Origin of the sequence: Novosphingobium mississippiense (assembly GCF_044029535.1) — a bacterium.
GTDB lineage: Bacteria > Pseudomonadota > Alphaproteobacteria > Sphingomonadales > Sphingomonadaceae > Novosphingobium.
Genome location: NZ_CP147001.1, coordinates 3,502,867 through 3,528,618, shown reverse-complemented (window position 1 = coordinate 3,528,618; position 25,752 = coordinate 3,502,867). Strand labels below are relative to the sequence as shown.

The following is a 25,752-nucleotide window of genomic DNA, read 5'->3' as shown; positions in this document are numbered from 1 at the left end:
CAGCGGTAGCCTCCTTCCGGCAAGCGCATTGCCGGAAGGAGGCGCCGATGACCGATTCCGTTCATGACCTGAGGACCCATCCGGTCCACCTTGGCCTTGGCGCCAGAGCCGAAGCCCAGCCCGCCTTCACCGGCATGGAATGGTACGCCGCCTACTCCGCGCGCACCGCCGCGGACGGGGCCGAAGGGCGGCTCGTGTCGATGTACGACTTTTCCGAAAGCTGGGATTCGTGGGAAATGCATCCCGCCGGCGACGAACTGGTCGTCTGCCTTTCCGGCGAGATCACCCTGCACCAGCAATTGCGCGACGGTACCGAACGCAGCGTCACGATCGGCCCGGGGCAATATGCGATCAATCCCCCCGGTGCCTGGCACACCGCCGACGTGTCCGGGCCGGTGTCCGCCCTGTTCGTGACGGCCGGCGAAGGCACGCAGAACCGCCCGCGCTAGCGGGGCCGGCCAAAGCTTGCATCCGGCTGAACGCCGGTCCAAACTTGTGACAATTGACGACAATAATCCAGCGGAGCGGCACAACTGCGCGACAAGCGGCCGGTAGAAAGCCTCATGAAAGCTGCGGGGCAGTTCTTCCCCCTCCCTTCCCCCGCCCCGTAGCTTTCGCTGTTTTTGGCGCAAGAATCCCGTACGGGAGAGTTGAGGACCACGATGACCCACCGCCTGACCAAGCTTGCCATCGGCCTGTCTGCCGCGGCGCTCGCCATCGGCGGCGTTGCCTGTGCGCAGACGCCCTCCTCGCCTCCGCCGCGCGGGGGTGACTTCCGCATGGATGCCAATGGCGACGGCACCATTACCCGCGCCGAGGCGCAGGCCGCCGCCGAAGCCCAGTTCGCCCGACTCGACGTCAACAAGGACGGCAAGATCGACCAGGCCGACCGCGACGCCCGCCGCACCCAGATGCGCGAGGAGCAGTTCAAGCGGCTGGACACCAACAACGACGGCGTGATCTCCAAGGCCGAATTCATGGCCGATCGCGGCCCGAAGGATTGGCAGCGCGGCGGTCCCGAAGGCCGCCCCGACATGCCGCCCCCGCCCGAAGGCGCCGCGCCCCCCGCAGGCGCGCCGGGCAAGCACGGCCCGATGCGCGATCACGGCGGCCCTGATCATGGCGGCCCCGGCCACTGGGGCGGACGTGGCCCCGGCGACATGTACGGCATGGCCGACGCCGACGGTAACCGCTCCATCACCAAGGCCGAATTCATGGCCGCCGCCATGAAGCGCTTCGACGCGATGGACACCAACCACGACGGGCAGGTCACCAAGGAAGAACGCCAGGCCGCCCACCAGAAGATGCGCGGCGGACGTCGCGGCCCGCCGGAAGGCGCGCCGCCTCCTCCCCCGCCGGCACCTGCCGCCACTCCGGCGCAGTAAGCGCCGCCTGAACGGATAGCGATGAACGATACCGCCACTGCCCGACTGCTGCTCGTCGATGACGAGGCAGCCCTGCGCGAACCCCTGGCCGAGTACCTCTCGCGCCAGGGGTTCGCCGTGAAACAGGCCCAGAGCGCCGCCGAAGCGCGCACCCTGCTGCGCGACGAGAAGCCCGATCTGGTCCTGCTGGACATCATGATGCCGGGCGAGGACGGCCTCTCGCTCTGCCGCCATCTGGTGGAAGCGCAGGACGTGCCGGTGATCTTCCTGACCGCGCGGGGCGAGGCGACCGACCGCATCGTCGGCCTGGAAATCGGCGCGGACGATTATGTCGTGAAGCCGTTCGAACCGCGCGAACTGGTCGCCCGCATCCGCAGCGTGCTGCGCCGCGCCAACCGCATCGTCGCCTCCGCGCCGGAGAATGAGGTTTTCGCGTTCGAAGGCTGGCTGCTCGATCCGCTGAAGCGCCGCCTGACCGATGCCGAAGGTGCCTCGGTGGCGATTTCCTCCGTCGAATTCCGCCTGCTGATGGCCTTCCTCGAGCACCCGCGCCAGGTGCTCAACCGCGATCGCCTGCTCGACATGGTGCAGGGGCGCGAAGCCCATCTGTTCGACCGCGCGGTGGACAACCAGGTCAGCCGCCTGCGCCGCAAGATCGAGGTCGATTCGCGCAACCCGCAATTGATCCAGACGGTCTGGGGCGGCGGCTACATGCTGGCCGCCGACGTGCGCCGCATGACCGCCCCGGCGGACTGAGCCCGCCCCCGTCATGACGTCCACCCGCCTGCACCTGCGCTTGCCCCGCCCCCACAGCCTGATGGGCCAGATGCTGCTTGCGGTCGCCGCCGCGCTGCTGCTGGTCCAGGGCCTTGGCGCCTTCCTCGTCTACCGCGCCCAGCGCGAGGGGTATGAGGCGGGGATGCTCAACGCCGCGGTGTTCCGCCTGATCATGGAAACGCGCGGCCCCCGGGGCCTGATGCGCCACCAGAACGGCCGTCCCACCGGCGCGCCCGGCCCGCTCTCCGGCCCGCCGCCCAAGGGCTATCACCTCGAATACAGCACCAGTTCGCCGGCGATGCACGGCGAAGCCCGCGATGCCGAGGCGGAGGCGGATCTGGCCCGAATCCTTGCCGATCAGGACTTCGCGGTGCGTGACGTCGTCGTCGTCCACCGCGCCGCCGGCAACGATCGCTACGCCCGCCGCGGGTTGCTGCGCCGCGCCGCAAGCTATGGCCTGTCGCACGACGAGACCTCCGGCCTGATGCGTTCGAACCTGATGGTGGTGGGCGTCCGCACGAGCGAGGACAGCAGCTGGATCGTCGCCCGCGTGCGCGCGCCGCGCCCCGAAAACGTGCTGCTGAAACCGATCCTGATCCAGACCCTGAGCATCTACGTGGTGCTGATGGTGGCGGTGACGCTGATCCTGCGGCGCATCACCCGCCCGCTCGCCGCGCTGACCCGCCGGCTTGAGCGCTTCGCCGCCACGCAGGATCTCGACGGCCAGTTGCCCCCCTCCGGCCCGGAGGACATGCAGCGCCTGATCGTCGCCCACAACGCCATGGAATCGCGCATCGCCGCCCTGCTGGACGAGAAGGACGTGATGCTGGGCGCCATCGGCCACGATCTCAAGACCCCGCTGGCGGCACTGCGCGTGCGCATCGAATCGGTGTCCGACGATGTCGAGCGCAGCCGCATGGCCACGACGATCGAGGACATCGTCCACACGCTGGACGACATTCTCTCCCTCGCCCGCGTCGGCCGCCCGAGCGACCCGCTGGAGCGCACCGAACTCTCCGCGCTGATGTTCTCCGTCATCGAGGAGTACGAGGATATGGGCGAACCGGTGGAAGTGGGGGATACCGCGCGCATGGCGCTGGAACTGCGTCCCACCTGGATCCGCCGCGCGCTGCGCAACCTGATCGGCAATGCCCTGCGCTATGGCGAACGCGCCCGCGTCTCGCTCACTCGCGAGGGCCGCAACGCCGTGATCGTGATCGACGACGACGGCCCGGGCATCCCCGAAGACCAGATCCACGCGATGATGAACCCTTTCACCCGCGGCGACCCATCGCGCAACAGCGCCACCGGCGGTGCCGGGCTGGGCCTGGCACTGGCCCGCGCCATCGCCGAACAGCACGGCGGCGCGCTGGTGCTGGCAAACCGCGTGGCGGCGGACGGAACGGTCGAAGGGCTGCGCGCGAAAGTCGAACTGCCGATGGGGTGATCCGTGGATCGGATCCGACGGGCATCAAGGTGTTGCTCCTGAATGCCTTGACTGTCGCTGCAAGCCAGCGGCGAACAGCCTCGGATCATCGGCTTCACGGGCCATGACACGCCCGAGAAATGAGCACGCCTTTCGTAAAGGATTTAACTATTTGCAATTAAACGAAATAATACTCGTCACAATGCCACAAAATTGCGCCACATTAATAATGTGAAAGTGTGCGCCAAATCACTCCCAAACTCGGGCTTCCTATAGGACACTTCGCCCCATCAATATCCGGGGCACCAATGGGGGGTGATTCTCTGTGCAACAATCGCATGCATCCGCGCGATCAGATTTGCCGAATCTGCAAGAAACTTTTCGCGACACGATCAGGGAAGTGGTTCGCCAACTGGGTTCACTTTTACCGGGTGAAGAAATTCCACCGCCATTACAGTTGGCGCGACTGAACGGCATTGAATCCAAGCAAACGGAAGAACGCGCCGCATTTGATGTCGCGAAGCAGATCTATGAACGTCGCCGCAGACGGAATCGTTTTTTCGACGACGCCCTGTTCGGCGAAGCGGCGTGGGACATGATGGTGGACCTTTACATCCACGAACATCAGGATCGCCTCATTTCGGTAACATCCGCCACGCTGGCATCCTGCGTACCGCCTACCACAGCGCTTCGCTGGATTACCGTCCTTGAAGAACAGGGTATGGTTTCACGAACCGAAGATCCTGCGGATGCGCGACGGCGATACCTTCACCTTACTGAAAAATCCAAATCGATGTTAACGAACTATTTTCTGGACGTCCTGAAACGTGATTGAATTCATTTACAGATAGCCGCTACCATTTACTCATTCTTCTATGCAAAAATTCAACGGATCATGGCGGAATAATGGAGACAGGACATGGTTCGGCAGGGCGAGCAGGTTTTAGAATTGCAGGATATTGCCGCCTCGCTGGTCGGTATGCTCGCACGCCTTGATGCCTGCGGACAATCCATCGCTGCCGTCTACGTCCAGCACGCACTCGACGTTCTGCGTCAGGCAGCAGGCATGCCCGACGAGCATCCCGCCAGCGTGACGAGCTAGAGCGTTTTCTAATCAGGTGGAATCACCTGATGACTCGGAAAACGCGATAAACCAAAATCTTAGAGCAGTTTCCGCGTCATCAGGTAAGTCGAAGTAATCGCCATTTATTCCAGCGGAACAGGGCAGCGCGGACTGTCCCTGTTCCGCCTTTCACTTCATCGCCACGAAATCCGCGTCGATCTGCGCGCCCACCAGATCGTCCAGCAAGCCACAATTGCGCACCCGCTCGCTCGCGCGGGCGAGTTCCAGCGCGCCCGGCGTGCCCGCCAGGCTGGGCGCGAAGTCATGGGTGATCTGCGCTGATTTTTCGACCGAGCAATAGTGTCCCAGCATCTGCGGCAGGCGCTTGGCGAAGAACTGGCCGCCGCCCAGATCGTCCAGATGGGCCAGCGCCCACTGATAGCCGATGTCGCGCGTGGCGCTGCGGGCCATCACCCCGTCGAGGAAGCTCAGCCGCTCACCATCGCGCAGGCGCGGGTCCTGCAAGTCCAGCAGCCATGTCGCCAGCTTCGGATCGCTGGTGCGCGCCGCCGCCGCCAGCGCCGCCGGGCGAAACACCGGATCGTCCGAGGACAATGCCCGCTCCACCAGATCGCGTGCGGCATCGGCGCCGTTCTGGAACAGGTAGACGTCCAGCGCGTGATCCATCCACGCCGGGTCCAACGCGGCGGTATCGCCCTTGAGATAGGCCTGCATCGCCTGCGCCAGCTGGTCGCGCAGCTTGCCGCCGCGGCTGGTCGCCAGCAGTGCCTCCACCACCTGCACGCGGCGCTGAATGCGCGCCGGGGCCTCGTGCGCATAGAGGCCCGCGCGCGGATCGAAGCCATATTCCTTGAGCAGCGGCACATAGAGCCGTTCGCGCAGCACATTGAACCCCAGCCGCCCTCGCCCGGTGACAAGGCCCTGCATGACGTAGCGCGACAGCGCCTCGAACGGCGCGTCGGCGGCATGGGGATCGGGGTGGCGGATCAGCGCCCGGGCCAGCAGCGCCATCTCGGCAATGTTGCCGCGCCCGCTCCGGATCGAGGCATCGAGCGAATCGACCAGCGAAAGCGCCTCCCCGGCGGGCAGGCTGCCGGCCCCGGCGATCAGCGATTGCCAGTGCCCGGCGGCCAGTTCGAAGCGGTAATAGCCGGTGCCGCCGGCGTTGGGGAACACCGGCCCGGTGCCGGGAACGGCGAAGGACTGGTTCTGCCGGTCCATGATCGTGCAGGTGGTCTGCGGCCCCCGGCGAAAGCACAGCGGGATGATCCAGTGCCCCGGCGGCGGTGCGATTCCCGCGGTGGTGTAGCGAAGCTGGGTCACCGCCACCCGGTCGCCCTGCTGCCGCAGTGCCAGCAACGGCACACCCTGCTGTTCCACGAAACTGCGCAAGGCCGGCACCAGCCGGGGATCGCCCGCCACTTCGGCCAGCGCCGCGAAGAAATCGTCGCTGGTGGCATTGCCGCCACGATGCGCGGCGATGTAGCGGCGCACGCCCTCGCGAAAGCGGTCCTCCCCCAGCCAGGCGGCGATCATGCCGACGACTTGCCCACCCTTGCCGTAGGTGATCGCATCGAAGGCCGAAATCGATCTGGTCGCTGGTGGCGATCGGCTGGCGCACTGGCCGCCCGGCGACCAGGGCATCGGTCTCCATCGCCTCGAACCCGGCCTGCAATGCGTCACCGGCAATGCCCAGGTCCGGCCGCCACTGGTCGCCCATGCGATAGCCGATCCAGTTGGCGAAGCTCTCGTTCAGCCAGATATCATCCCACCATGCCGGGGTGACGAGATCGCCGAACCACTGGTGGCCCAGCTCATGCCCGACGATGGTGCCGAACTGGCGCTGCTGCTCCACCGGGGCGGCGGCATCCATCACCAGGATATCGTCGCGATAGAGGTCGGCCCCGGGGTTCTCCATGGCGCCGGGCAGGATCGGGCTGGTGATCTGGTCCAGCTTCGGGAAGGGAAACGCCTCGCCGAAGAAGTCCTCCAACTGCGTGACGATCCTGGCGCTGCCGTCCAGCGCAAAGGCCAGGTTGGCGGCGTTCTGCCGCGTCGAGACGATCCGCAACGGCAGGGGCGTCGCACGCACGGCATCGGCGGGAACGCTCCCCTCCAGCGTGGCGAAAGGCCCGACCATCACCGCCAGCAGATAGGTCGGCAGCGGCAGGCTGGGCGCAAAGCGATGGACGGCAAGGCCGTTCTCGACCTGCGGCGCCCCCATTTCCGGCGCATTGCTGATCGCGGTAAGGCCGGGCGGCGTGCGCAGGGTCAGCGTGAACGGCGTCTTGAAACCGGGCTGGTCGAAACCGGGAAAGGCGGCGCGGGCATCGATCGACTGGAACTGGCTCCAGACATACCACGCCCCCTCGACGTTGACGCGGAACAGGCCGGAGGGGCCATCGGAGAAGGCAGCGGTGTAATCGAACGAGAGCGTCGCCGGCCCGACCGGCAGGTCATGATCGAAAACGACCTCTGCCAGACCGTTCGCATCCAGCTGTCGCCAACGACCGACAAGGCTTTCGCCGCCCACCCGTGCGGTGACCGTGCCCATGTCGAGATTGCGGCCATGCAGGTACACTTTAGGTGCACTTCGCGTCGTTAAGGTCGATCTCGACGCGACCCGAAAAGCGCGGATTTTTCGGGTCGAGCGTAAGATCGACCCGATAGGCCGTGGGCCGGACGGAATCGCCAAGGCGGCCGAACGGGAGGTCCGGCGCCGGCTGCGCTGCGGGAGCGGGCGCAGATGCCGGCTCCTGCGCCCAAGCCACGCCCGGCGCTGGAAGCAGCGCCGCAAGCATGGCCAGACGACAGGAAACCCGCATCAAGTCAGCGCATCAGGCCGCCGATAAGATTGCGCGCGAAACGGCCAAGGCCGGGAAAGCCGATGGCCTTGCCCAGCGAATCGCCGATCGTCCCCGCCGCCGCGCTGACCGCCGAAGCCTGCGGATTCGCGCGGCTTTTCTTGCCCTGCATCGATTGCGCCAGGATCGACCCGGCACTTGCCGCCGCCGCGCCCGCCGCCGCCTTGGCCACCTTGCCGCCAAGCCCGTCCCACAGGCTGGGGCTCTTGCGCTCCTGCTTGCCGACCTCGGCAGCGCCCTTTTCCGCCACTTCCTGCGCGGTCGCGGCCGCATCGGCGGCCTTGGCAGCCAGCACTTCCTCGGCGCTTTCGCGGTTCACGGCGGTGTCGTACTTGCCCTGGTACGGGCTGATCGACTGGATGATCGCCCGCTCCTTGGGATCCACCGGCCCAAGGCGAGAGCGCGGCGGCGCGATCAGGGTGCGCTGGACGATCGAGGGTGCCCCCTCGTCATCGAGCGTGGAAACCAGCGCTTCGCCGACCTTCAATTCGGTGATCGCTTCCACCACGTTCAGCGCGGGATTGATGCGGAAGGTATCCGCAGCCGCCTTGATCGCCTTCTGGTCGCGCGGCGTGAACGCCCGCAGCGCATGCTGCACGCGATTGCCCAGCTGCCCCGCAATATCTTCAGGAATATCAATGGGATTCTGCGAGATGAAGTAGACGCCGACGCCCTTCGATCGGACCAGGCGAACCACCTGCTCCACCTTGTCCTGCAGGGCCTTGGGTGCATCGTCGAACAGCAGGTGCGCCTCATCGAAGAAGAACACCAGCTTGGGCTTGTCGGGGTCGCCCACCTCGGGCAGCACTTCGAACAGTTCGGACAGCAGCCAGAGCAGGAACGTGGCGTAAAGCTTGGGGCTGCGCATCAGCTTGTCGGCAGCCAGGATGTTGATGTAGCCGCGTCCCTTGTCGTCGCAGCGGATGAAATCGGCGATTTCCAGCGCCGGCTCGCCAAAGAACCGCGCCGCGCCCTGGCTGTCCAGCGCCAGCAACTGCCGCTGGATCGTGCCGATGCTGGCCTTGGTGACATTGCCGTACTTGGTGGAAAGCTCCGCCGCGTTCTCCGCCGCGTAAGTCAGCATCGCCTGCAGATCGGGCAGGTCGAGCAGCAGCAGCCCCTGCTCGTCCGCATAGCGGAAGACGACGTTGAGCACGCCTTCCTGCGTGTCGTTAAGGTCCATCAGCCGCGAAAGCAGCAGCGGCCCCATTTCGGAGATCGTGGTGCGGACGGGGTGGCCCTGCTCGCCATAGATATCCCAGAAAATCGCCGGATTGTCGGAATAGGCATAGTCGATCAGGCCGATTTCCCTGGCCCGCGCCTCCAGGATCGCGGCGTTCTTGAACTGCGGGCTGCCGGACATGGAAATGCCCGAAAGATCGCCCTTCACGTCGGCCAGGAATACCGGCACGCCGGCGGCGGAAAACTGTTCGGCAATGGTCTGCAGCGTCACCGTCTTGCCGGTGCCCGTGGCCCCCGCGATCAGGCCGTGGCGATTGGCGCGGCCGAGGTGCAGGACCTGCCGTTCGCCGTTGGCACCGAGTCCCAGGAAAATCTCTTCCATTCATGCCTCCTTGCACCGTTCCAAAGTGATAGAGCGCACCTTGGGCAAGGGCGAGAGGGATTTTGGCGGGCCATCCACTTGATCGCCCGGAGGGGACAGTGCGGTGCGAGAAAGCGCACTGGTGCCACCGGGAATCGGGCGCTAAAGGCGCAGTCGCAACCATGCCCCAACCCTTCCTTCTTTTCGACGACGCCCGCCCGGAGGGTGCGGCCGATGCGCGCATCTACCGCGATCCGGTGGAGATCATCGTCGCGCACACCGAACAGGAGGTGCTGCCTGCGCTCGCCCGGATCGAGGCGCTGGTGGCCGACGGACTGCATCTGGCCGGATACCTGGCCTATGAGGCGGGGCAGGCGCTGGAGCCGCGCCTTGCCGGACTGCGCAAGGCTGAGGGTCCGCTGATCTGGTTCGGCGCCTTCAAGGGCTTCGAGACGGTTCCCGCTGCCGATATCCCGCACTGGCTGGCCGAACAGGCCGCGCCCGGACCGCTCGGCATTGGGCCGCTCGATCCGCTGATCTCGACCGGCGACTACACCCGCGCGTTCGACACGATCCACGCCGCGATCGAGGCGGGCGACATCTATCAGGCCAACCTGACGATGCTGCTGGAAGGCCCATGGCACGGCGATCCGCTGGCGCTCTACGCCGCGATCCGCCCCGCTGCCGCCGCCGGATATGGTGCGGCGATCTGCGACGGGGCCGACTGGCTGCTCAGCTTCTCCCCCGAACTGTTCTTCGCCCTCGATCAAGGCAGGGTGACGGTCCGCCCGATGAAGGGCACGCGCCCGCGCGGACAGAACGCGGAAGAGGACGCGCACCTGCGCGAGGAACTGGCCACCAGCACCAAGGATCGCGCCGAAAACCTGATGATCCTGGACCTCATGCGCAACGACCTGTCGCGCGTGGCGGAGGCGGGCAGCGTGCGGGTGGAAACCCCCTTCGCGATCGAAAGCTATCCCACCGTCCACCAGATGGTCTCCACCGTCCACGCGCGCCTCTCGCCAGACAAGGGCGCGGCAGACCTGCTGCGCGCGCTGTTCCCCTGCGGATCGATCACCGGTGCGCCCAAAATCCGGGCGATGGAGCTGATCGCCGAAGTGGAACGCCACGCGCGCAGGCCCTATTGCGGTTCGATCGGTTTCATCGAACCCTCTGGCGATGCCGCGTTCAATGTGGCAATCCGCACGTTACGCCTGATGCCGGATGGCAAGGGAACGGCGGGTGGTGAAAGCATAACAGGCCGGGCAGTGCTCGGCGTCGGTTCGGCGGTCGTCGCCGATTCACAAGCGCTTCCCGAATGGCGGGAATGCCTGGTCAAAGGGGGTTTCGTGCGAGATTCGGCAGGGGCAACTTCACCCGCCAGTTTCGACCTGATCGAGACGATGCGTTTTACGCCCGAAGAGGGCATCCCGCTGCTGGAACTCCATCTGGAGCGGGTCCGCACCAGCGCCGAAACGCTGGGTTTCAGTTTCGACCGCCATGCCGTGCGCAATGCGATCCAGGCGCTCTGCTTCGATGCCGATGCGCCTGCCAAGCTGCGCCTCGTTTCCGCGCGCAGCGGCGCCTATGCGCTGGAACTGGCGGAACTGCCGGCCGCATTCGATGGCCCGGTGACGGTCGGCGTGCTGCCGCTTCCGATCGATAGCGGCGACTGGCGCCTGCGCCACAAGACCAGCGACCGCGCCTTCTACGAAGCCGGTCGTGCCATCGCGATGAAGGCCGGCGCGCAGGAAGTGCTGTTCCTGCGCGATGACGGCCTGCTGACCGAAGGCAGTTTCACCAGCCTCTTCGTCGAGCGTGACGGCATGTTGCTGACCCCGCCCGCCGCGCTGGGCCTGCTGCCCGGCGTGCTGCGTCGCTCGCTGATCGAGCAGGGCCGCGCGGTGGAAACGGACCTGACGTTGGACGATCTGGCGGACGGTTTCCTGATCGGCAATGCGCTGCGCGGCCTGATGCCTGCGCAGCTTCTAAAGTGACGGCGCGATCCTGATGCACACTTCTGCTGCCCTTGCCCGCATCGCCCCTTCGGGGACGACCGCGATGACCGACCGCGCGATCGAACTGCGCGAAGCCGGCCGCGACGTGATCTCGCTTTCGGTGGGCGAACCCGATTTCGATACCCCGCCCCATGTAATCGCAGCGGCCAAGGCCGCGCTGGACGCAGGGCAGACCAAGTACACCGCGGTCGGCGGCACATCGCAACTGAAGCAGGCCGCCGCGCTGCACTTCAAGCGTGACCTCGGCATCGAGGTTCCGCCTTCGCAAGTGACGGTCAGCGCCGGCGGCAAGCAGGCGATCTTCCACGCCATGCTGGCCACGATCGGCGAGGGCGACGAAGTGATCGTGCCCTCCCCCTGGTGGGTCAGCTATCCGGAAATCGTGCGCTTTGCAGGTGGCAAAGTGGTGCCGCTGCGCACCTCGGCCAAGGACAACTTCCGCTTCACGCCCGCCGATCTGGAAGCGCAGATCGGGCCGCGCACGCTCTGGGTGCTGCTGAACAGCCCCGGCAACCCGACCGGTGCCTATTACCCCGAGGACATGCTGCGTGGCATCGGCGAAGTGCTGCGCCACCATCCGCGCGTGATGGTGCTGTCCGACGATATCTACGCGCCGATCAACTATACGTCTGATGGTAATGGGGGCCGCCCCCACGCCACGCTGGCCAACCTCTGCCCCGATCTGGCCGACCGCATCCTGACCGTTTCCGGCGTGTCCAAGAGCCACGCGATGACCGGCTTCCGCATCGGCGTTGCCGCCGGGCCGCAGTGGCTGATCAAGGCGATGGAAAAGCTCCAGTCGCACTCCTCGGGCAATCCCTGCTCGATCAGCCAGGCCGCCGCCGTTGCCGCGTTCGAAGGCCCGCAGGACTTCCTGAACGAGTGGCGCGAGCGCTTCCGCCAACGTCGCGACAAGGTAGTGGCCGCAATCAACGCGATTCCCGGCCTGTCGACCCCCTCGCCCGACGGCGCATTCTATTGCATGATCGACGCGACGCCGCTGATGGACCGCTTCGACGGGGACGACGTGAAGCTGACGTTGCACCTGCTGGAGCATGGCGTGGCGCTGGTCCCGGCCTCGGCCTTCGGCGGGCATGACGGCTTCCGCATCAGTTTCGCCGCGGACGACGCGCGGCTTGAAGAAGCGCTGCGGCGCATAGAGAAAGCATTGACGTAACATGGAACTGGAAATCCTCTTCGAGGACGGCGAAGCGCTGGTCATCGACAAGCCCGGCGGCCTCCCGCTCGACACGCCGCGCGCCGGTGGGCCGAGCCTCGAAGACCGGCTGGACGAGCTGAAGCTCGGCTTTCATCGCCATCCCACCCCGGTCCACCGGCTCGACCGCGACACGTCCGGCTGCCTGCTGCTGGCCCGCAATCCCAAGGCGCTGAAGCGCTATTCCGCCGCCTTCGAGGAGAAGCTGGTCGAGAAGCGCTACCTCGGCATCGTCGCGGGTACGCTGGCGGAAGAGGAAGGCACGATCGCGCTCAACCTTTCCAAGGTCAGCACCGCCAAGGATGGCTGGCGCATGATCCCGGCGAAGAAGGGCAAGCCCGCCGTCACCCACTGGCGCAAGCTGGATGAGAAGAACGGCCTGACGCTGGTGGAATTCCGCCCGGAAACCGGCCGCACTCACCAGATCCGCGTCCATGCCGCCTCCGGCCTTGGCCATGCGCTGCTGGGCGATCCGGTCTACGGTTCCAGCAAGGGCGCGCCGCGCACGATGCTGCACGCAGCAGGCCTGACCGTGCCGCGCGGCGACAAGGAGCCGATCGTCGCCGTGGCACCGTTGCCGCGCGATTTCGCCGCGCTCGGCTTCAGCGATGAATGAGCGAGGTTGAAGCCACGATAGACCGCGCCCAGGCCCTGGCGAGCGAAAGCTTCATCGCCTCCACCGGGCCGGGCGGTCAGAACGTCAACAAGGTCGCCACGGCGGTCCAGCTGCGGATCAACGTCTATGCCCTGCGGCTGACGCCACCGGTCTTTGCGCGACTGAAGGAACTGGCGGGCAGCCGGATGACGGCGGCGGGCGAACTGATGTTCACCGCCCGCCGTTTCCGCACGCAGGAAGCCAACCGTGCCGATGCGCGCGAACGCCTGGCGGAAATGCTGCGCGATGCCCACAAACTGCCCGAAAAGCGGGCCAAGAGCCGCCTGAACCGGGTGGGCAAGGAACAGCGGCTGAAGGGCAAGAAGTTGCGCGGATCGGTCAAGGCCGGGCGCGGCAAGGTCAGCTTCGATTAGGGCGGTTTTCCAATCCGATTACATCGGATCCACTGCCCTCAGATGTTAGTTTGCCGCGTTCGTCGCGTCTACGGGCGTTTCCGAGGGCCGCGTGTCGAACATCTCCGCCGCCTGATCGAGCGCGGTTGCCTCATCCGAAGTGACGGCGGCGGGAACCGGATCCGACGATCCGCAGCCTGCCAAAGGCAGCACAAGGGCCGCCAGCCAGAAACGCGCTTTCATCAGCCCTCGATCACTTGCGCATGGGGATGGTGCTTGGCGATGTGCCTGCGAATGATCTTCAGGTTGCGCGTGTTGGAGCGGAACAGGAAGTCGAACGCATCGCCCACCACCGGGATCGCGCCCAGCAACGTATCGACGCCGACATTCGCCGTCATCCGGGCCAGCTGCCATTTCGACATGCCGAGATTGCGGCCCTCCCACACGAGGTACAGGCCCATCAGCGCGGTAATCACGTCGCCCGCCACCGGAACCAGTCCTACCACCGCGTCCAGGCCCACCTTGCGGCGTAGGCCGGGGATCGTGAAGGCGTTTTCCAGAACGCGCTCCACCATCTCCACGCGGCGGGTGATGGAAACCGGATCGGACCCCAGCGGCAGGTCCATTTCCATGCGGCGGGCAGAAGCCTGTCCAGTCGCCAAAGTCGTCTCTCTCCTCGAACGGCAGGCCCCTCGATGGAGAAGCTCCGTCGAACTTATTTGGGCACCCAGGCCAGCGGCATCAAGGGGTGCCAGCCCCAGGTATTGGGTGCGAAGCCATCCACGCTGCCGCGCACCAGCGACCAGCGGATCGGCGTCCCGAATGGAATGAAGACGTTGGCGGAAGTCAATTCCGCCTCCGCCTCGGTCAGCAGGGCGGCGCGCTGCGCCGGAGTCTCCGCCACCGCCGCCTCCGTCACGCGCGCATCGGCATCGGCCGAGCAGATGCCGATGCGCGCGCGGCAGGACAGGTGGTTGAGAAACCATGCCGCGCGCGGATAGCGGGCCACGGCATCGACCATCATCAGATCGGCCGCCGCCTCATCCTGCGTACGCGTCAGGCGAATACCGATGGTCGCCATGTCGGACGCCAGCGTGCCGAACAAGGTGTCGGAACCTTGCCCGGCCGGCAGCCAGATCGCAAGGCGGGGCGCACGGTCGGCCAGATCGGCAGGCGCAGCCGCCTTGGGGGCGCGCTGGAAAATCTTGCGCGCGGCGCGCATCGGCGTGCTGGGCGCGGCGGCAGGCACGGGTGTCGGATTGCCCTGCCATTTGCGAACGCGCCCCTGCGCTACGGCGCGGCGCTCATCGATGGACTGATTCCCCCAACGCTCGCCGATGGTGCCCAGGTCGCCGTCGAGGCCAGGCGAGACGATGCGGGTCGTCGGTGTCCAGCCGCCCACGCCGAAGGGCGCAATCAGGGCATCGCGGTCGATCGCCATGGCAATCGCCTCGCGATTGGCCGGATCAGCCAGAAAGCCGCGGTCGTTCATCACTTGCAGCCCGAACAGACCGATCACGGGATCGAGCTGGATCGTGCCGCGCAAGATGCCGACCGAACGGGTGAGCGGAAAATCCTGGATTTCCCCGCCCATGACGATATCGACCTTGCCATCGTTGAACGCCTCTACCGCCGCCGAACCGCCCAGCGCGTGCACGTCGACGCGGCGCGTGCGGCGCAACCAGTTCTCGATCGCGGGAAGGCCCAGATGCGAAGGGTCGATCGGCACCAATCGTGCGATTGCCTGCTCCCGCTCCAACTTCATCGGCCCGGCGCCCCGGTCCTTGTGCACCAATCCCAGTTCGGGCTGGGCGATCAGCTGCAACAGATAGGGCATCGGCCGGGTCAGCCGGATTTCGATAACCCGCCCGGCCATCGCGCGCGTCTCGTCGATCCCAGCAAGGTCGAGACCGAGCGGCGTATCCTTGACCGCATCGAGCGCGGAATCGAGTGCGCGCTTGGCCGACTGGGCCGTTAGCGGATCGCCCGTGAGCCAGTTGCCGTCGCGCAAGCGGAAGATGTAGCTGAGGCCATCGTCGGTGACGATCCAGCGATCGGCCAGCGCGGGAATGACGCGCCCCTTTTCGTCGAACGAGATCAACCCCTCGGTTGTCGACGCCCGGGTGAGCTGGCCGGCGAGCGGGCGGTTCGGACCAGCTTCGAAAGGATCGTTCGGCTTGCCGATCACCGCCACGCTGAGCGCCGAATTGCTCGACGAGCCGCACGCGGCAAGCGCCAACGCAGCCAGAAGGCCGAACGCGGCAGAACCTTTGCGCAAAGCGGTCATGCCTTTGGGACTAGTCGATTTCGGCAGGTCCGCAAATGGGCGCTGCATCCATCTTCGGGAAAAAGCGCAAGGATCGCAAGGATCGGGCCACGCCTGCCGGTGGCGTAACCCCAGCGATATCGCCGGCTGCCCTCAAATCTTGCGCAGGGCCGCCGTATCGGGGGAATAGAGCGCTTCGTGATTGCGCACGAAACGCGGCGTCGCGTCTTCGGCGGCATTCACGACGACACGGGCCAGCTTGGGATCGATCTCCACACCGAACGCGACGCCGAAGCGATTGTCCTGCACCCAGGCGATCGAACCGGGAACCCAGCCGATGTTGCGGATATTGACCTTGACCGCAGTGCCGCGAACGACGCGCACCATGCCTTCGCCCATCATGCCGCCGGGCGAGAGGTTGCGGACCTTGATGCGGTTTTCACCGTCCAAGCCATCGACGCGCAGGTCAGCCATCAGAAACAGGCTGTCACGTGCGATCTGTCGATTTTCTTCGGTCATGCATTCTCGTCCGGTATTCAAGGCATCCGCCAGGCACCGCATAGGTGGTGCGGACGCACCTGTCCGCGCAAGCCTAACACGATTGCCACCACGTTCTAAGGGGCAGTCACCAAGAAAGCCTTAATGGCGATCCGATGCCAGCCCCCGCCGCGCCAAAACACGGTTAAAATGTGGTCATGCCCGGAGCATCGAGGCAAGCGAAATTTCATCCGCTATCGCGCTTTCAACTCAGGTACTTAGGTCGGTGAGGCGACCCGCCGCGCCGGACGCGCTTCGGGTCCCCCATCCGCGCGGGATCAATCGTCGCGCGAGACCTTTTCGCGGCGCTCGTGCGCTTCCTGCGCTTCCACCGTCATCGTCGCGATCGGGCGCGCTTCGAGGCGACCGAGGCCGATCGGCTCGCCAGTCACTTCGCAATAGCCGTATTCGCCTTCCTCGATCCGGCGCAGCGCCGAATCGATCTTGGCGATCAGCTTGCGCTGCCGGTCGCGAGTACGCAGTTCGATCCCCCAGTCGGTCTCGCTGGAAGCGCGGTCGTTGAGGTCGGGCTCCCGGATCGGGCCGTCCTGCAACTGCGCCAGCGTTCCGGCAGAGGCATCGAGGATCGATTTTTTCCAGGCGAGCAGAAGACGCCGGAAGTAATCCTGCTGAGCCTCGCACATGTAGGGCTCGTTCTCAGCGGGAACATAGGAACCGCCAAGCATACGCTTGGCCTTGGCGAGGACATCAATTTCGTCAGCTAGGGCCGTTGCCATCCAGAGAATCTCCGCACGTATCCCCGCGGCCTGCTTACGCCCTGCGGCCCCGGATTTTTCCAGTGACCTCCCGGCAAACCGTGGTGCGGCGGCCTATAAGGCCGGCATTCCGGCTGCACAAGGTCATAACCAAAGCCTTCCACAAAAAACCTGAATGGCTGTTCGATAAGCGGAAAAGCTGTGTCCGAAACTACACGCGGGAATGCCACCCCAAATGCCCACAGCGGCTTTCGAATTGTCGTTAACGACTTGTTGACCATGAAAGGCGCAACCTCATCCCATCGAAAGGCCGCGGGAACGGTCTGACGAAGGGGGTTACTATGGGTACTGTCTGGATCAACGGTCATGGCATCACCGCATGTGAAGCCGATATCAACGCCGAAAACCTGCTGGTCGCCGACCGGCTCGCCGCTGCGGCGCAGGGTGACTATTCGGCCTACTTCGACCTTGGCGTCGCCTATTCGACCGGAAGCCAGGGCGTGCCCTGCGATCTGATCGAAGCGCACAAGTGGTTCAACCTCGCCGCCGTTGCCGGCCACGAGGAAGCACCTGCCTGCCGCGCCGAAGTGTCGGACGAGATGACCGCACGGGAGATTGCCGAAGCGCAGCGCCGCGCGCGCCAGTGGCTGACGGCCAGCACGCGCAAGGCGGCCTGATCGCGCTTTCAGGTTTTGCGGAACGGCGTGCGGTCGCCCAGCCAGATCTGGTCCTGCGCGATTCCCGCCCGTTCCTGTTCGAGATAGTCGGCAATCGCCGCGCGCAGCCCGTCGTGGACGATGTAGTGCGCGGAAACCGTCCGCACCGGCTCATAGCCGCGCGCTAGTTTGTGCCCGCCCTGGGCGCCAGCCTCCACGCGCGACAGGCCCAGCGCAATGGCCGCGTCGATGGCCTGATAGTAGCACAGCTCGAAATGCAGGAACGGCTTCTCCACCACGGCGCCCCAATAGCGGCCGTAGAGCGCATCCTTGCCGATGAAATTCAACGCACCGGCAACCGGCTGATCGTCGATATAGGCCATGACCAGCAGGATGCGGTCCGCCATGGTTTCGCCCAATAGCGAAAAGGCCTGCCGGGTCAGATAGGGATGGCCCCACTTGCGCGCGCCGGTGTCCTGATAGAACGACCAGAAGGCATCCCAGTGCTCTTCGCGCAAATCGGTGCCGCTCAGCGTGCGAATCTCGACGCCTTCCTGCGCCTTCTCCCGTTCCTTGCGAATGTCCTTGCGCTTGCGCGACGACAGCGCGCCGAGGAATTCGTCGAAGCTGGCGTAGTCGCGGTTCTCCCAGTGGAACTGGATATCCTCGCGCAGCAGCCAGCCGGCCGCTTCGAACACCGGAACCTGATCGGGCTCGATGAACGTCGCGTGGGCGGAGGACAGGCCATGCTCCCGACACAGCGTTTCCGCCGCACGCAGCAGCGGCAGACGCAGCTCGGGATGCGGGGTCAGCAGGCGCGGCCCGGTGGCGGGCGTGAAGGGAACCGAAATCTGCAGCTTGGGATAGTAGGCGCCGCCCGCCCGATGCCAGGCATCCGCCCAGGCATGGTCGAAGACATATTCGCCCTGGCTATGTTCCTTGAGGTAGGCAGGAAGCGCTGCCGCCAGCCGACCGTCGGGCCCTTCGATGGTGATCGGCACCGGGCTCCAGCCGCTGCGCCCGCCGACACTGCCCGAGGCTTCGAGCGCGGACAGGAAAGCGTGGCTGACGAACGGATTGCCGCCATCTCCCAGCGCGTCCCATTCGTCCGCCGACAGCGCGGAAACGCTGCCGTTGATCCGGGCGGTGAACTCGCCCTCGCTCATTCAGCCGGCTCTGCCAGTTGCTCGAAGATCGCGGCATCGGCGTATTCGCGCACGCGGTCCTGCTGCTCGTCGGTGCGCACCGTCCAGCTCGCGACCGGCAACCCACGTTCGCGCTGGGCCCGCGCAAAGCGGCTTGGCAGGTCGCGCACATCGTAGGCCAGGAAGTCGGGCCGTGCCTTCCACAAGGCCAGATGGCGACGGATCGCGCCGGGCAGCGCGCGATCCTCGCCCTCGCTGACGATCAGCCCGCGCACGGTCAGCGGCGAATGGACGCGAAACCAATGCGCCACGCGCGGATCGAAGCTCATCACCGCATAGTCGCCGGCATAGCCCTCCAGCACGCGGCGCACCGCAAGGCACAGGGCTGCCACGCGAACGGCGCGGCCGGACTTGATCTCGATCAGCACCGGCACCCGTCCGGCCACCCGGTCGAGCACGCGGCGCAGTGTGGGAATCGTCTCGTCGCTGCCGGTCAGCATCATCGCCCCAAGCTGGGCGGCGCTGCGGCGGGACACCGGCCCGCCCTCACCGGTCAGGCGATCCAGCGTGGCATCGTGGAACACCACCGGCGTGCCATCACCCGCGCGCTGCACGTCCAGCTCGATCCCGAACTGGCCGCGCAGCGCCGCGTCGAACGCGGCCAGCGAGTTTTCCGGGATACCCGCGCCATGCAGGCCCCGGTGCGCATAGTCGCGAGCGCCGATCCACCCGACCCGCCTGGGATCGGGGGCCGGCGCCAGCCATCGATCAATCGAGGCGAGGAGCACGAAGCGTCACGATGGCGTCTACTTCGACGGCGGCGCCCAGCGGCAGCACCGGCACGCCGACCGCGCTGCGGGCATGCTTGCCGGCATCGCCAAACACCGCAACCATCAGTTCCGAAGCGCCATTGGCGATCTTGGGCTGATCGGTGAAATCGCCGGTCGAATTGACGAAGGCGCCCAGCTTGACCACGCGCTCCACCCGGTCGAGCGAGCCGAGCGCGGCCTTCAGTTGCGCCAGGATCATCACCGCGCAGGCCTGCGCCGCCTCGACACCGGCTTCAAGGCTGACATCCTCGCCCAGACGGCCGGTGACGAGCTTGCCGTCGACGAAAGGCAGCTGGCCCGAGATGTAGGCCGTGTCACCGGCGATCACCACCGGCACGTAAGCGGCAACCGGGGCCGCCGCTTCGGGAAGGGTCAGGCCAAGGGCGGCAAGGCGAGTTTCGATCTCAGTCATGATGGGGCAGTTCCCTCTAGGTTTGGGTAGAGTCGGGGGTGGTCAACCAGTCGAGCAGCCACGGCGTGGCGCTCTTCCAGTCGTCGATTCGCGCATGGGCATGTCCCGCCGCATGGGCGCAGGTGATATGCGGCGCCAGCAGCGGCTCCGCGCAAAGGTGCAGGCGGCCGATATCCGGCGCGAATTCGGCCACCGATCCATGATGCTGGGCCAGATCGTCGATGAACACCGCGCGGCTGGGCGCATATTCGTCGAGGATCGCCTTGAGCGCCGGGCCTTTCGGCCCCTGATTGGTATAGACCTTCAGTTCGACGCCGTGATCGGCCAGCTGACGCCGGCGCGCCTCCTGCCGGAAATCCATCAGGTTGGTCAGCACCACCACGTCGGCATGGTCGGCAATCGCGCGAATCGCCTCGATCGCGCCTTCCACCGCCGTCTGCCGTGCCATCTGCCCATCGAAGAACTTGTTGAGCAGCGACCACATTTCCGCCTGTTCGAGCAGCGCGCCCGAATCCGTGTGGCGCATGGCGCTGGAAAAATCGCCGCGCGACATGTCGAAGCTCACGCCCTCGTCCTCGGCCAGCCAGTCGCGGAAATGACTGACCATGTAGAGCAGCACTTCGTCGCAATCGGTGATCAGCAGCGGGCGGGTCATCGGCCGATCCTCTGGCGCGCACCGGCCAGTTCCTCGGGCTTTACGCCAAGGGTATCGGCCGCCGCGACGAGATCCGCCTCATGCGCGCAAAGGAAATCGAGCACGGCCGTCAGCGTGCCCCGCTCGCCCAAGGAAGCGCGCAAGTGATCGGGCGTCAGGCCCGTCAGCGCCAGGAATCGCTCGGCCCGGTCGCCGTCGACCAGCACCCAGCCCAGCGCATTGAGCGCCAGCGTTTCGGCATCCTGCGATGAGGAAGGGGAACTTCCGAGAATTGTCAGCCTCGCTTGCCTGTCCTAGAGCGGTGTTTCAGCCGCAAGATGGGGTTCAGGCGCGGAATGGCAAAGCGAATCCTTGTTGTCGAGGACAACGACCTCAACCGGAAGCTCTTTTGCGATGTGCTCAGGAGCCAGGGCTTCTCCGTCGAGCCGGTGGCGGACGGGCTGGACGCGCTCGACCGGGCGCGCGAATTCGTGCCGAACCTGGTCATCATGGACATCCAGTTGCCCAATGTTTCCGGGCTGGACCTGATCGAAGCGGCCAAGAAGGATTCGGTACTGCGGACGATCCCCGTGCTGGCCGTCACCGCCTATGCCGGCAAGGGCGACGAGGAGCGCATCCGCGAGGCGGGCGCCGAAGGATATCTCGCCAAGCCGGTGTCGATCGGCCCCTTCATGCAGGCAGTCCGGGCGCTTGTGTGACCCTTCCCGCAGGCGATCCGGGCGCTGGTGTGACGCTTCCCGACGCGCCTGTGCTTGACTTTACCCCCCGCCGCCGCTTTTGCGCCGCAATTATCGGCCAGAGCGCCGCCCGAAATTACCGGAGTTAGAAGAACCATGGACCGCGCAGAGACCTCGACCCGCATCGCCGCGCTGATCGAGCCCTTCAACAAGAAGGGCGTGGCCGTGACCGATGCGACCCGCTTCACCGACGACCTTGAGTTCGACAGCCTGACCGTCATGGACTTCGTGGCCGCGATCGAGGACGAGTTCGACATCATCATCTCGATGAACCAGCAGGCCGAGATCGAGAATTACGGCCAGCTCGTCGACGCCGTGGTCAAGCTTCAGGGCTGAAGGACTCCGTCATGACCGACATGCTCAGCGAAAACGAAACGCAGGTCCACGCCGACCTGTTCAGCAAGTTCGATCCCCTGATCGAGATGCGCCAGGGTCTGCTGTCCACCGGCGTCACCGATCCGTTCGGCCTCGTCATGGAAAAGGTGATCTCGCCCACCGTCGCCCTGTGCAACGGGCGCGAGACGATCCTGCTCGGCACCTACAACTACATGGGCATGACCTTCGATCCGGACGTGATCGCGGCCGGCAAGCAGGCGCTGGACGACTTCGGTTCGGGCACCACCGGCAGCCGAGTCCTCAACGGCACCTACGCCGGACACAAGGCGGTCGAGGAAGCGCTTTGCGACTTCTACGATATGAAGCACGCCATGGTGTTCTCCACCGGCTACCAGGCGAACCTCGGCATCATCTCGACGATCGCCGGCAAGGGCGACTACATCGTCCTCGACATCGACAGCCACGCCTCGATCTGGGACGGCTGCAAGATGGGCGACGCCGAAGTCGTGCCGTTCAAGCACAACGATATCGAAGCGATGGAAAAGCGCCTGCGCCGCATTCCCGAAGGCGCGGGCAAGCTGGTCGTGCTGGAAGGCGTCTACTCGATGCTGGGTGATATCGCCCCGCTCAAGGAGATGATCGCCGTCGCCAAGAAGTACGGCGCCATGGTCCTGGTGGACGAAGCGCACTCGATGGGCTTCATCGGCCCCAACGGCCGTGGCGTGGCCGAGGACCAGGGCTGCCTTGACGATGTGGACTTCGTGATCGGCACCTTCTCCAAGTCGGTCGGCACCGTCGGCGGCTTCTGCGTTTCGAACCACCCGAAGTTCGAGATCATGCGCCTGGTCTGCCGTCCTTACGTGTTCACCGCCAGCCTGCCGCCCAGCGTCGTCGCGACCGCCACCACTTCGGTGCGCAAGCTGATGCACGCCGCCGACAAGCGCGCGCATCTTTGGGAAAACTCCAAGGTCCTGCACAAGGGGCTGACCGACGCCGGCTTCCAGCTCGGCACCGAGGAGCCGCAGAGCGCGATCATCGCCGTCATCATGCCCGACCTCGAACGCGGCGCGATGATGTGGGAAGCGCTGCTGCACGAAGGTCTCTACGTGAACCTGGCGCGTCCGCCGGCAACCCCCGCCAACATGACGCTGCTGCGCTGCTCGCTCTGCGCCGAACACTCGGCCGAACAGGTCCAGCAGATCATCGGCATGTTCACCCGCGCGGGCAAGACGGCCGGCATCCTCGCCTAAGCCGCGCTTGAGCGATCCAGGCAAAGGCCCGGGCATGGTGGTGCGGCTTCGCATCCTCGTGCTCGGGCTTTTCCTTGCCGGGCTGGTCCTCGTGGGGCACAGCCTTTGGCAGAACCAGCGCCGCGCGCGCCTTGTCGGACTGACCGACACCGCCTGCACCCCAGCCGGCCGCTCGGTCACCGGCAGCGACTACGACGATTGGGGCGGCCTGTGCTTCTACCGCACCAGCAATGCCGCGCTGCGCCGCGAGGGGCTGCATCCCGACGTGGTGATGATCGGCGATTCGATCACGATGGGCTGGCCGACGCTGGGCACCCAAGTGGTCAATCGCGGCATCGGCGGCCAGACCAGCAGCCAGATCCTGCTGCGATTCCGGCAGGACTCGCTGGACCTCGGCCCCCGCATCATCCACCTCCTGCTCGGCAGCAACGACGTCTTCGGGCTCACCGGCCCCGTCACGCTTGACCAGATCGACGGCAATGTGCGCACCATGGCCGAACAGGCGCGGCTGCACGGTGCGGTGCTGATCGTGGGCACCCTGCCCCCGTCGAAAGGCTTCGGCCGCCTGTTCGAAGCCGATCCCACCCCCGCCATCGACCGCGTCAACGCGCGCCTGCGCCAGATCGCCCGGCAGCAAGGCCTGATCCTTGCCGACTACCACGCCGCGCTGGTCCGGCCCGACGGGTCGATCCGCGAGGATCTGTTCGTCGACGGCGTGCATCCCAACGCGGCGGGCTATGCAGCGATGCAACCGATATTCCGCACCGCGCTTTCGCAGGCGGAACTGCGCCGCAGACAGATCGCGGCGCAGTGAATCGTGCTCAGCCCTTGTGGCGATCCACCAGCTTCAGGAACGCTTCCAGCCAGCTGCCGACAAATCCCGCCGACTGTTCGCCGATCATGCCTTCCGGCGTGATCAGGCCGTCCTTCCACTGGATGAACGCCTCCGGCGCGCCCAGCGTCGGCATGTCCAGATAGGCCAGCACGTTGCGCAAGTGCTGCTGCGAAAGCGCGGTGCCGATGGCGCCGATCGATACGCCGATCACACCCGCCGGCTTGCCGGCCCAGGCGCTCTGGCCATAGGGGCGCGAGGCGTTGTCGATGGCATTCTTCAGCACGCCGGGGATCGAGCGGTTGTATTCCGGCGTCACGAAGATCACCCCGTCCGAACCCTTGATCAACGCTTTCAGCGTCTTGACCGATTCCGCCTGATCGCCGTCATCGTCCTGATCGTAGAGCGGCAGCGAACCGATATCGGCAAAGGTGAATTCATGGCCCGACGCCGCCGGCAGGCGGATCAGCGCCTCGGCAAACTGGCGATTGAAGGATTCGGCCCGCAGGCTTCCGACGACAACGGCGATCTTCGACATGACGACTCCTCACGGCTGGTGGCTTTCGCGCGGAGTATCCGTGCAAAAGGAGACTCTTTGAAGTCCCCATGATCGCAAAGGTTTGGCGTCCAACCGTGAAACCGGTCGCGAATCATCCGGGCCGGCGCGGCACCGGCGGGCGATGATAACTGACGTCGCCGCGATCGCGGCTGGCCTGGCACGGCTGGGCCGCCGTGTAGGCACTCGCTGGATCGGGAGCGAGAGCGGCGCGGGGCACGTCGTAGACCCCCTCCACGATGGTGACCCGGTTGGCGATCCGCCATTCGCCGCCGCGCTTCTGGAAGTGATCGACATAGCGCCCGGTGGACATGAAGTGCGGGCCTTCGGCAGCGGTGCCGGAAAAGTGGTAATAGGTTTCGCAGAACGCCTCATCCCCCTGCAGGTCGCAGAAGTGATTGAGGATCGCATGTTGCGTGGCGGCGAAGCGAAGCGTGGTGCCGTCGGCCCAGGGGATGAAATCGCCCGGCCTGCCGACGAAGTGGCCGTGATCCTCGATCGCATCGTCCCAGTAGCATGAGCGGGCAAGCGCGTTGTCCAACCGGTCCAGCCCGCGCGCATAGCGCAGCATGACCTGATGAATCTCGTGCCGGTCGACCAGTTCGGCCAAGCGGGAATCCGTGGATGCAGGATCGGTCACCGCGTCTCTCCCTCGCGCCAGCCTTGTCTGGCGCGAGGTTAGCCGAGCGGCGGCGGCCCGATAAGCGGGGTTATGCCTTGTTCGCCGCCACGATCATGTCGCACTTCTGACTGGCCTGCTTGCCGCCCCCGCTGAGGAACGAAACCGCCAGGAAGCCGGCGACCACCGCCACGACGAAGGCCACCGTCACCTTGCCCAGATGCCTGTCGATCACCGCCTTGATCGGCGCACCGAACAGGCGGAACAGCACGCCGACGATCAGGAAGCTGATCGAGCGCGAGATGATCGAGGCGCCCAGGAACACGAAGATGTTCATGCCGATGAAGCCGGCGGTGATCGTCAGCAGCTTGAAGGGGATCGGCGTCGCGCCCTTCACGATGATGATTTCCGCGCCGTATTCGCGCAGATAACAGGCGGCCTTGGGGAAACTGTCGGCCAGATGCAGCGCGCGCAGCAATGCTTCGCCGAACGCGGCATAGGCGAAGTGGCCGATGGCATAGCCGAGCAAGCCGCCCGTCACCGAAGCGAGCGTGGCGATCACCGCATAGCGAATCGCCTTCTTCGGTTCGGCCAGGCACATCAGGCCCAGCAGCGGATGCGGCGGCACCGGGAAGAAACTGGCTTCCATGAACGCGAACAGCGCCAGCCACCATCCGGCATGGCGGTGCGACGCCTTGGCCATGGTCCAGTCGTAAAGGCGCCGCAGCATCGAATTCTCCGCAAAATGATCCCGGCCGCGTGCTTAGGGGCGGGGCAGCATCGCGGCAAGCCTGTAACCCATTTGGTTATTTCTATTGACAGCGTCACGCCGATTGGGTACATATCAGGAACATCGCGAAATACCGAGTCGCCCGGCGGCTCCC

At 65.7% G+C, this 25,752-nt stretch carries 30 protein-coding genes and 1 pseudogene; 15 read left to right on the top strand and 16 right to left on the bottom strand.

Translation table 11 applies throughout. The features are described from left to right. The first annotated feature begins 47 nt into the window (after positions 1 to 47). From WBP06_RS16795 to WBP06_RS16770, 6 genes are all read left to right on the top strand, one after another. On the top strand, positions 48 to 449 hold the full coding sequence (locus WBP06_RS16795) for a cupin domain-containing protein (protein WP_395330024.1): 402 nt from the start codon (positions 48 to 50) through the stop codon (positions 447 to 449). A 330-nt stretch (positions 450 to 779) separates the two neighbouring features. Then, positions 780 to 1,385, top strand: coding sequence for a hypothetical protein (locus tag WBP06_RS16790; protein WP_395334235.1), 606 nt, complete (start codon positions 780 to 782; stop codon positions 1,383 to 1,385). A gap of 21 nt (positions 1,386 to 1,406) precedes the next feature. Then, the gene (locus WBP06_RS16785; RefSeq protein ID WP_395330022.1) at positions 1,407 to 2,141 is read left to right on the top strand and encodes a response regulator; all 735 of its coding nucleotides are present in this window, start codon (positions 1,407 to 1,409) and stop codon (positions 2,139 to 2,141) included. 13 nt (positions 2,142 to 2,154) lie between these two features. Continuing rightward, positions 2,155 to 3,609 carry a sensor histidine kinase gene (locus WBP06_RS16780; RefSeq protein ID WP_395330020.1) on the top strand — a complete coding sequence of 485 codons (1,455 nt, stop codon included), beginning with the start codon at positions 2,155 to 2,157 and terminating at the stop codon, positions 3,607 to 3,609. Positions 3,610 to 3,913: 304 nt separating this feature from the next. Continuing rightward, positions 3,914 to 4,423: a MarR family transcriptional regulator gene (locus WBP06_RS16775; RefSeq protein WP_395330018.1), complete on the top strand. Its 510-nt coding sequence runs from the start codon at positions 3,914 to 3,916 to the stop codon at positions 4,421 to 4,423. A gap of 84 nt (positions 4,424 to 4,507) precedes the next feature. Continuing rightward, positions 4,508 to 4,690, top strand: coding sequence for a hypothetical protein (locus tag WBP06_RS16770; RefSeq protein ID WP_395330016.1), 183 nt, complete (start codon positions 4,508 to 4,510; stop codon positions 4,688 to 4,690). Between the two features lie 150 nt (positions 4,691 to 4,840). On the opposite strand, the gene WBP06_RS16765 is transcribed toward WBP06_RS16770, so the two are convergent. From WBP06_RS16765 to WBP06_RS16755, 3 genes and pseudogenes are all read right to left on the bottom strand, one after another. Continuing rightward, positions 4,841 to 6,208, bottom strand: coding sequence for an ERAP1-like C-terminal domain-containing protein (locus WBP06_RS16765; RefSeq protein WP_395330014.1), 1,368 nt, complete (start codon positions 6,206 to 6,208; stop codon positions 4,841 to 4,843). Between the two features lie 109 nt (positions 6,209 to 6,317). Further along, a pseudogene (locus WBP06_RS16760) lies at positions 6,318 to 7,226 on the bottom strand (M1 family metallopeptidase); the annotation flags it as partial. A gap of 275 nt (positions 7,227 to 7,501) precedes the next feature. Beyond that, positions 7,502 to 9,100 carry a helicase HerA-like domain-containing protein gene (locus WBP06_RS16755; RefSeq protein WP_395330012.1) on the bottom strand — a complete coding sequence of 533 codons (1,599 nt, stop codon included), beginning with the start codon at positions 9,098 to 9,100 and terminating at the stop codon, positions 7,502 to 7,504. A 161-nt stretch (positions 9,101 to 9,261) separates the two neighbouring features. Here WBP06_RS16755 and pabB point away from each other — a divergent pair, with 161 nt between their 5' ends. From pabB to arfB, 4 genes are read left to right on the top strand one after another with little or no spacing between them, the layout of a single operon-like run. Next, on the top strand, positions 9,262 to 11,076 hold the full coding sequence (gene pabB / locus WBP06_RS16750) for an aminodeoxychorismate synthase component I (protein ID WP_395330010.1): 1,815 nt from the start codon (positions 9,262 to 9,264) through the stop codon (positions 11,074 to 11,076). Between the two features lie 13 nt (positions 11,077 to 11,089). Next, the gene (locus WBP06_RS16745; RefSeq protein WP_395330007.1) at positions 11,090 to 12,274 is read left to right on the top strand and encodes a pyridoxal phosphate-dependent aminotransferase; all 1,185 of its coding nucleotides are present in this window, start codon (positions 11,090 to 11,092) and stop codon (positions 12,272 to 12,274) included. A 1-nt stretch (position 12,275) separates the two neighbouring features. Continuing rightward, on the top strand, positions 12,276 to 12,929 hold the full coding sequence (locus WBP06_RS16740) for an RluA family pseudouridine synthase (RefSeq protein WP_395330005.1): 654 nt from the start codon (positions 12,276 to 12,278) through the stop codon (positions 12,927 to 12,929). Further along, positions 12,926 to 13,342, top strand: coding sequence for an alternative ribosome rescue aminoacyl-tRNA hydrolase ArfB (gene arfB / locus WBP06_RS16735; protein ID WP_395330003.1), 417 nt, complete (start codon positions 12,926 to 12,928; stop codon positions 13,340 to 13,342). Before WBP06_RS16740 ends, arfB begins: the two co-directional genes overlap by 4 nt. 45 nt (positions 13,343 to 13,387) lie before the next feature. Here the strand turns inward: arfB and WBP06_RS16730 are convergent, their stop codons facing one another. From WBP06_RS16730 to dksA, 5 genes are all read right to left on the bottom strand, one after another. Continuing rightward, a complete protein-coding gene (locus tag WBP06_RS16730; protein WP_395330001.1) occupies positions 13,388 to 13,564 on the bottom strand; it encodes a hypothetical protein in 177 nt (58 codons plus the stop codon). Continuing rightward, on the bottom strand, positions 13,564 to 13,953 hold the full coding sequence (locus WBP06_RS16725; RefSeq protein ID WP_395334233.1) for a DUF4112 domain-containing protein: 390 nt from the start codon (positions 13,951 to 13,953) through the stop codon (positions 13,564 to 13,566). Before WBP06_RS16725 ends, WBP06_RS16730 begins: the two co-directional genes overlap by 1 nt. 83 nt (positions 13,954 to 14,036) lie before the next feature. Then, positions 14,037 to 15,608: an ABC transporter substrate-binding protein gene (locus WBP06_RS16720; RefSeq protein WP_395329999.1), complete on the bottom strand. Its 1,572-nt coding sequence runs from the start codon at positions 15,606 to 15,608 to the stop codon at positions 14,037 to 14,039. A gap of 132 nt (positions 15,609 to 15,740) precedes the next feature. After that, entirely contained in the window at positions 15,741 to 16,106 is a 366-nt protein-coding gene (locus WBP06_RS16715; protein WP_395329997.1) for a PilZ domain-containing protein, read from the bottom strand. 296 nt (positions 16,107 to 16,402) lie between these two features. Further along, positions 16,403 to 16,861 carry an RNA polymerase-binding protein DksA gene (dksA, locus tag WBP06_RS16710; RefSeq protein WP_395329995.1) on the bottom strand — a complete coding sequence of 153 codons (459 nt, stop codon included), beginning with the start codon at positions 16,859 to 16,861 and terminating at the stop codon, positions 16,403 to 16,405. 320 nt (positions 16,862 to 17,181) lie between these two features. On the opposite strand from dksA, the gene WBP06_RS16705 reads away from it, so the two are divergent. Then, entirely contained in the window at positions 17,182 to 17,517 is a 336-nt protein-coding gene (locus WBP06_RS16705) for a hypothetical protein (RefSeq protein ID WP_395329993.1), read from the top strand. An 8-nt stretch (positions 17,518 to 17,525) separates the two neighbouring features. On the opposite strand, the gene WBP06_RS16700 is transcribed toward WBP06_RS16705, so the two are convergent. The 5 genes from WBP06_RS16700 to WBP06_RS16680 are packed head-to-tail and all read right to left on the bottom strand — an operon-like array spanning position 17,526 to position 20,810. Then, positions 17,526 to 18,662 (bottom strand): GNAT family N-acetyltransferase, encoded by a 1,137-nt coding sequence (locus WBP06_RS16700; protein ID WP_395329991.1) that lies wholly within the window; start codon positions 18,660 to 18,662, stop codon positions 17,526 to 17,528. Beyond that, entirely contained in the window at positions 18,659 to 19,429 is a 771-nt protein-coding gene (locus tag WBP06_RS16695; RefSeq protein ID WP_395329989.1) for a glycerophosphodiester phosphodiesterase family protein, read from the bottom strand. The genes WBP06_RS16700 and WBP06_RS16695 overlap by 4 nt, the downstream gene beginning before the upstream one ends. After that, entirely contained in the window at positions 19,410 to 19,883 is a 474-nt protein-coding gene (locus WBP06_RS16690; RefSeq protein ID WP_395329987.1) for a RidA family protein, read from the bottom strand. The genes WBP06_RS16695 and WBP06_RS16690 overlap by 20 nt, the downstream gene beginning before the upstream one ends. A 16-nt stretch (positions 19,884 to 19,899) precedes the next feature. Next, positions 19,900 to 20,538 (bottom strand): HAD family hydrolase, encoded by a 639-nt coding sequence (locus WBP06_RS16685; RefSeq protein ID WP_395329985.1) that lies wholly within the window; start codon positions 20,536 to 20,538, stop codon positions 19,900 to 19,902. Further along, positions 20,535 to 20,810, bottom strand: coding sequence for a DUF3572 domain-containing protein (locus WBP06_RS16680; RefSeq protein ID WP_395334231.1), 276 nt, complete (start codon positions 20,808 to 20,810; stop codon positions 20,535 to 20,537). Before WBP06_RS16680 ends, WBP06_RS16685 begins: the two co-directional genes overlap by 4 nt. A gap of 63 nt (positions 20,811 to 20,873) precedes the next feature. Between WBP06_RS16680 and WBP06_RS16675 the strand changes: the two genes are divergently transcribed. The 4 genes from WBP06_RS16675 (at position 20,874) to WBP06_RS16660 (ending at position 23,675) form a co-directional block, all read left to right on the top strand. After that, complete coding sequence (locus WBP06_RS16675) at positions 20,874 to 21,236, top strand: response regulator (RefSeq protein ID WP_395329983.1); 363 nt, start codon at positions 20,874 to 20,876, stop codon at positions 21,234 to 21,236. A gap of 135 nt (positions 21,237 to 21,371) precedes the next feature. Further along, a complete protein-coding gene (locus WBP06_RS16670; protein ID WP_395329981.1) occupies positions 21,372 to 21,611 on the top strand; it encodes an acyl carrier protein in 240 nt (79 codons plus the stop codon). A gap of 11 nt (positions 21,612 to 21,622) precedes the next feature. Beyond that, positions 21,623 to 22,861 carry a serine palmitoyltransferase gene (spt, locus tag WBP06_RS16665; protein ID WP_395329979.1) on the top strand — a complete coding sequence of 413 codons (1,239 nt, stop codon included), beginning with the start codon at positions 21,623 to 21,625 and terminating at the stop codon, positions 22,859 to 22,861. Positions 22,862 to 22,895: 34 nt separating this feature from the next. After that, positions 22,896 to 23,675 carry a GDSL-type esterase/lipase family protein gene (locus WBP06_RS16660; protein ID WP_395329977.1) on the top strand — a complete coding sequence of 260 codons (780 nt, stop codon included), beginning with the start codon at positions 22,896 to 22,898 and terminating at the stop codon, positions 23,673 to 23,675. A 7-nt stretch (positions 23,676 to 23,682) separates the two neighbouring features. On the opposite strand, the gene WBP06_RS16655 is transcribed toward WBP06_RS16660, so the two are convergent. From WBP06_RS16655 to WBP06_RS16645, 3 genes are all read right to left on the bottom strand, one after another. Continuing rightward, complete coding sequence (locus tag WBP06_RS16655; RefSeq protein ID WP_395329975.1) at positions 23,683 to 24,231, bottom strand: NADPH-dependent FMN reductase; 549 nt, start codon at positions 24,229 to 24,231, stop codon at positions 23,683 to 23,685. A 112-nt stretch (positions 24,232 to 24,343) separates the two neighbouring features. Beyond that, on the bottom strand, positions 24,344 to 24,889 hold the full coding sequence (locus WBP06_RS16650; protein ID WP_395329973.1) for a nuclear transport factor 2 family protein: 546 nt from the start codon (positions 24,887 to 24,889) through the stop codon (positions 24,344 to 24,346). A 70-nt stretch (positions 24,890 to 24,959) separates the two neighbouring features. Continuing rightward, the gene (locus WBP06_RS16645) at positions 24,960 to 25,598 is read right to left on the bottom strand and encodes a YqaA family protein (RefSeq protein ID WP_395329971.1); all 639 of its coding nucleotides are present in this window, start codon (positions 25,596 to 25,598) and stop codon (positions 24,960 to 24,962) included. Positions 25,599 to 25,752: the final 154 nt, after the last annotated feature.

What these genes read in the sequence shown, in the direction of transcription:
- WBP06_RS16795 (WP_395330024.1), top strand. Translation starts at nt 48, where the DNA reads ATGACCGATTCCGTTCATGACCTGAGGACCCATCCGGTCCACCTTGGC.
- WBP06_RS16790 (WP_395334235.1), top strand. Translation starts at nt 780, where the DNA reads ATGGATGCCAATGGCGACGGCACCATTACCCGCGCCGAGGCGCAGGCC.
- WBP06_RS16785 (WP_395330022.1), top strand. Translation starts at nt 1,407, where the DNA reads ATGAACGATACCGCCACTGCCCGACTGCTGCTCGTCGATGACGAGGCA.
- WBP06_RS16780 (WP_395330020.1), top strand. Translation starts at nt 2,155, where the DNA reads ATGACGTCCACCCGCCTGCACCTGCGCTTGCCCCGCCCCCACAGCCTG.
- WBP06_RS16770 (WP_395330016.1), top strand. Translation starts at nt 4,508, where the DNA reads ATGGTTCGGCAGGGCGAGCAGGTTTTAGAATTGCAGGATATTGCCGCC.
- WBP06_RS16765 (WP_395330014.1), bottom strand. Translation starts at nt 6,208, where the DNA reads ATGATCGCCGCCTGGCTGGGGGAGGACCGCTTTCGCGAGGGCGTGCGC.
- WBP06_RS16755 (WP_395330012.1), bottom strand. Translation starts at nt 9,100, where the DNA reads ATGGAAGAGATTTTCCTGGGACTCGGTGCCAACGGCGAACGGCAGGTC.
- pabB (WP_395330010.1), top strand. Translation starts at nt 9,262, where the DNA reads ATGCCCCAACCCTTCCTTCTTTTCGACGACGCCCGCCCGGAGGGTGCG.
- WBP06_RS16745 (WP_395330007.1), top strand. Translation starts at nt 11,090, where the DNA reads ATGCACACTTCTGCTGCCCTTGCCCGCATCGCCCCTTCGGGGACGACC.
- WBP06_RS16740 (WP_395330005.1), top strand. Translation starts at nt 12,276, where the DNA reads ATGGAACTGGAAATCCTCTTCGAGGACGGCGAAGCGCTGGTCATCGAC.
- arfB (WP_395330003.1), top strand. Translation starts at nt 12,926, where the DNA reads ATGAGCGAGGTTGAAGCCACGATAGACCGCGCCCAGGCCCTGGCGAGC.
- WBP06_RS16730 (WP_395330001.1), bottom strand. Translation starts at nt 13,564, where the DNA reads ATGAAAGCGCGTTTCTGGCTGGCGGCCCTTGTGCTGCCTTTGGCAGGC.
- WBP06_RS16725 (WP_395334233.1), bottom strand. Translation starts at nt 13,953, where the DNA reads ATGGAAATGGACCTGCCGCTGGGGTCCGATCCGGTTTCCATCACCCGC.
- WBP06_RS16720 (WP_395329999.1), bottom strand. Translation starts at nt 15,608, where the DNA reads ATGACCGCTTTGCGCAAAGGTTCTGCCGCGTTCGGCCTTCTGGCTGCG.
- WBP06_RS16715 (WP_395329997.1), bottom strand. Translation starts at nt 16,106, where the DNA reads ATGACCGAAGAAAATCGACAGATCGCACGTGACAGCCTGTTTCTGATG.
- dksA (WP_395329995.1), bottom strand. Translation starts at nt 16,861, where the DNA reads ATGGCAACGGCCCTAGCTGACGAAATTGATGTCCTCGCCAAGGCCAAG.
- WBP06_RS16705 (WP_395329993.1), top strand. Translation starts at nt 17,182, where the DNA reads ATGGGTACTGTCTGGATCAACGGTCATGGCATCACCGCATGTGAAGCC.
- WBP06_RS16700 (WP_395329991.1), bottom strand. Translation starts at nt 18,662, where the DNA reads ATGAGCGAGGGCGAGTTCACCGCCCGGATCAACGGCAGCGTTTCCGCG.
- WBP06_RS16690 (WP_395329987.1), bottom strand. Translation starts at nt 19,883, where the DNA reads ATGACTGAGATCGAAACTCGCCTTGCCGCCCTTGGCCTGACCCTTCCC.
- WBP06_RS16685 (WP_395329985.1), bottom strand. Translation starts at nt 20,538, where the DNA reads ATGACCCGCCCGCTGCTGATCACCGATTGCGACGAAGTGCTGCTCTAC.
- WBP06_RS16675 (WP_395329983.1), top strand. Translation starts at nt 20,874, where the DNA reads ATGGCAAAGCGAATCCTTGTTGTCGAGGACAACGACCTCAACCGGAAG.
- WBP06_RS16670 (WP_395329981.1), top strand. Translation starts at nt 21,372, where the DNA reads ATGGACCGCGCAGAGACCTCGACCCGCATCGCCGCGCTGATCGAGCCC.
- spt (WP_395329979.1), top strand. Translation starts at nt 21,623, where the DNA reads ATGACCGACATGCTCAGCGAAAACGAAACGCAGGTCCACGCCGACCTG.
- WBP06_RS16660 (WP_395329977.1), top strand. Translation starts at nt 22,896, where the DNA reads ATGGTGGTGCGGCTTCGCATCCTCGTGCTCGGGCTTTTCCTTGCCGGG.
- WBP06_RS16655 (WP_395329975.1), bottom strand. Translation starts at nt 24,231, where the DNA reads ATGTCGAAGATCGCCGTTGTCGTCGGAAGCCTGCGGGCCGAATCCTTC.
- WBP06_RS16645 (WP_395329971.1), bottom strand. Translation starts at nt 25,598, where the DNA reads ATGCTGCGGCGCCTTTACGACTGGACCATGGCCAAGGCGTCGCACCGC.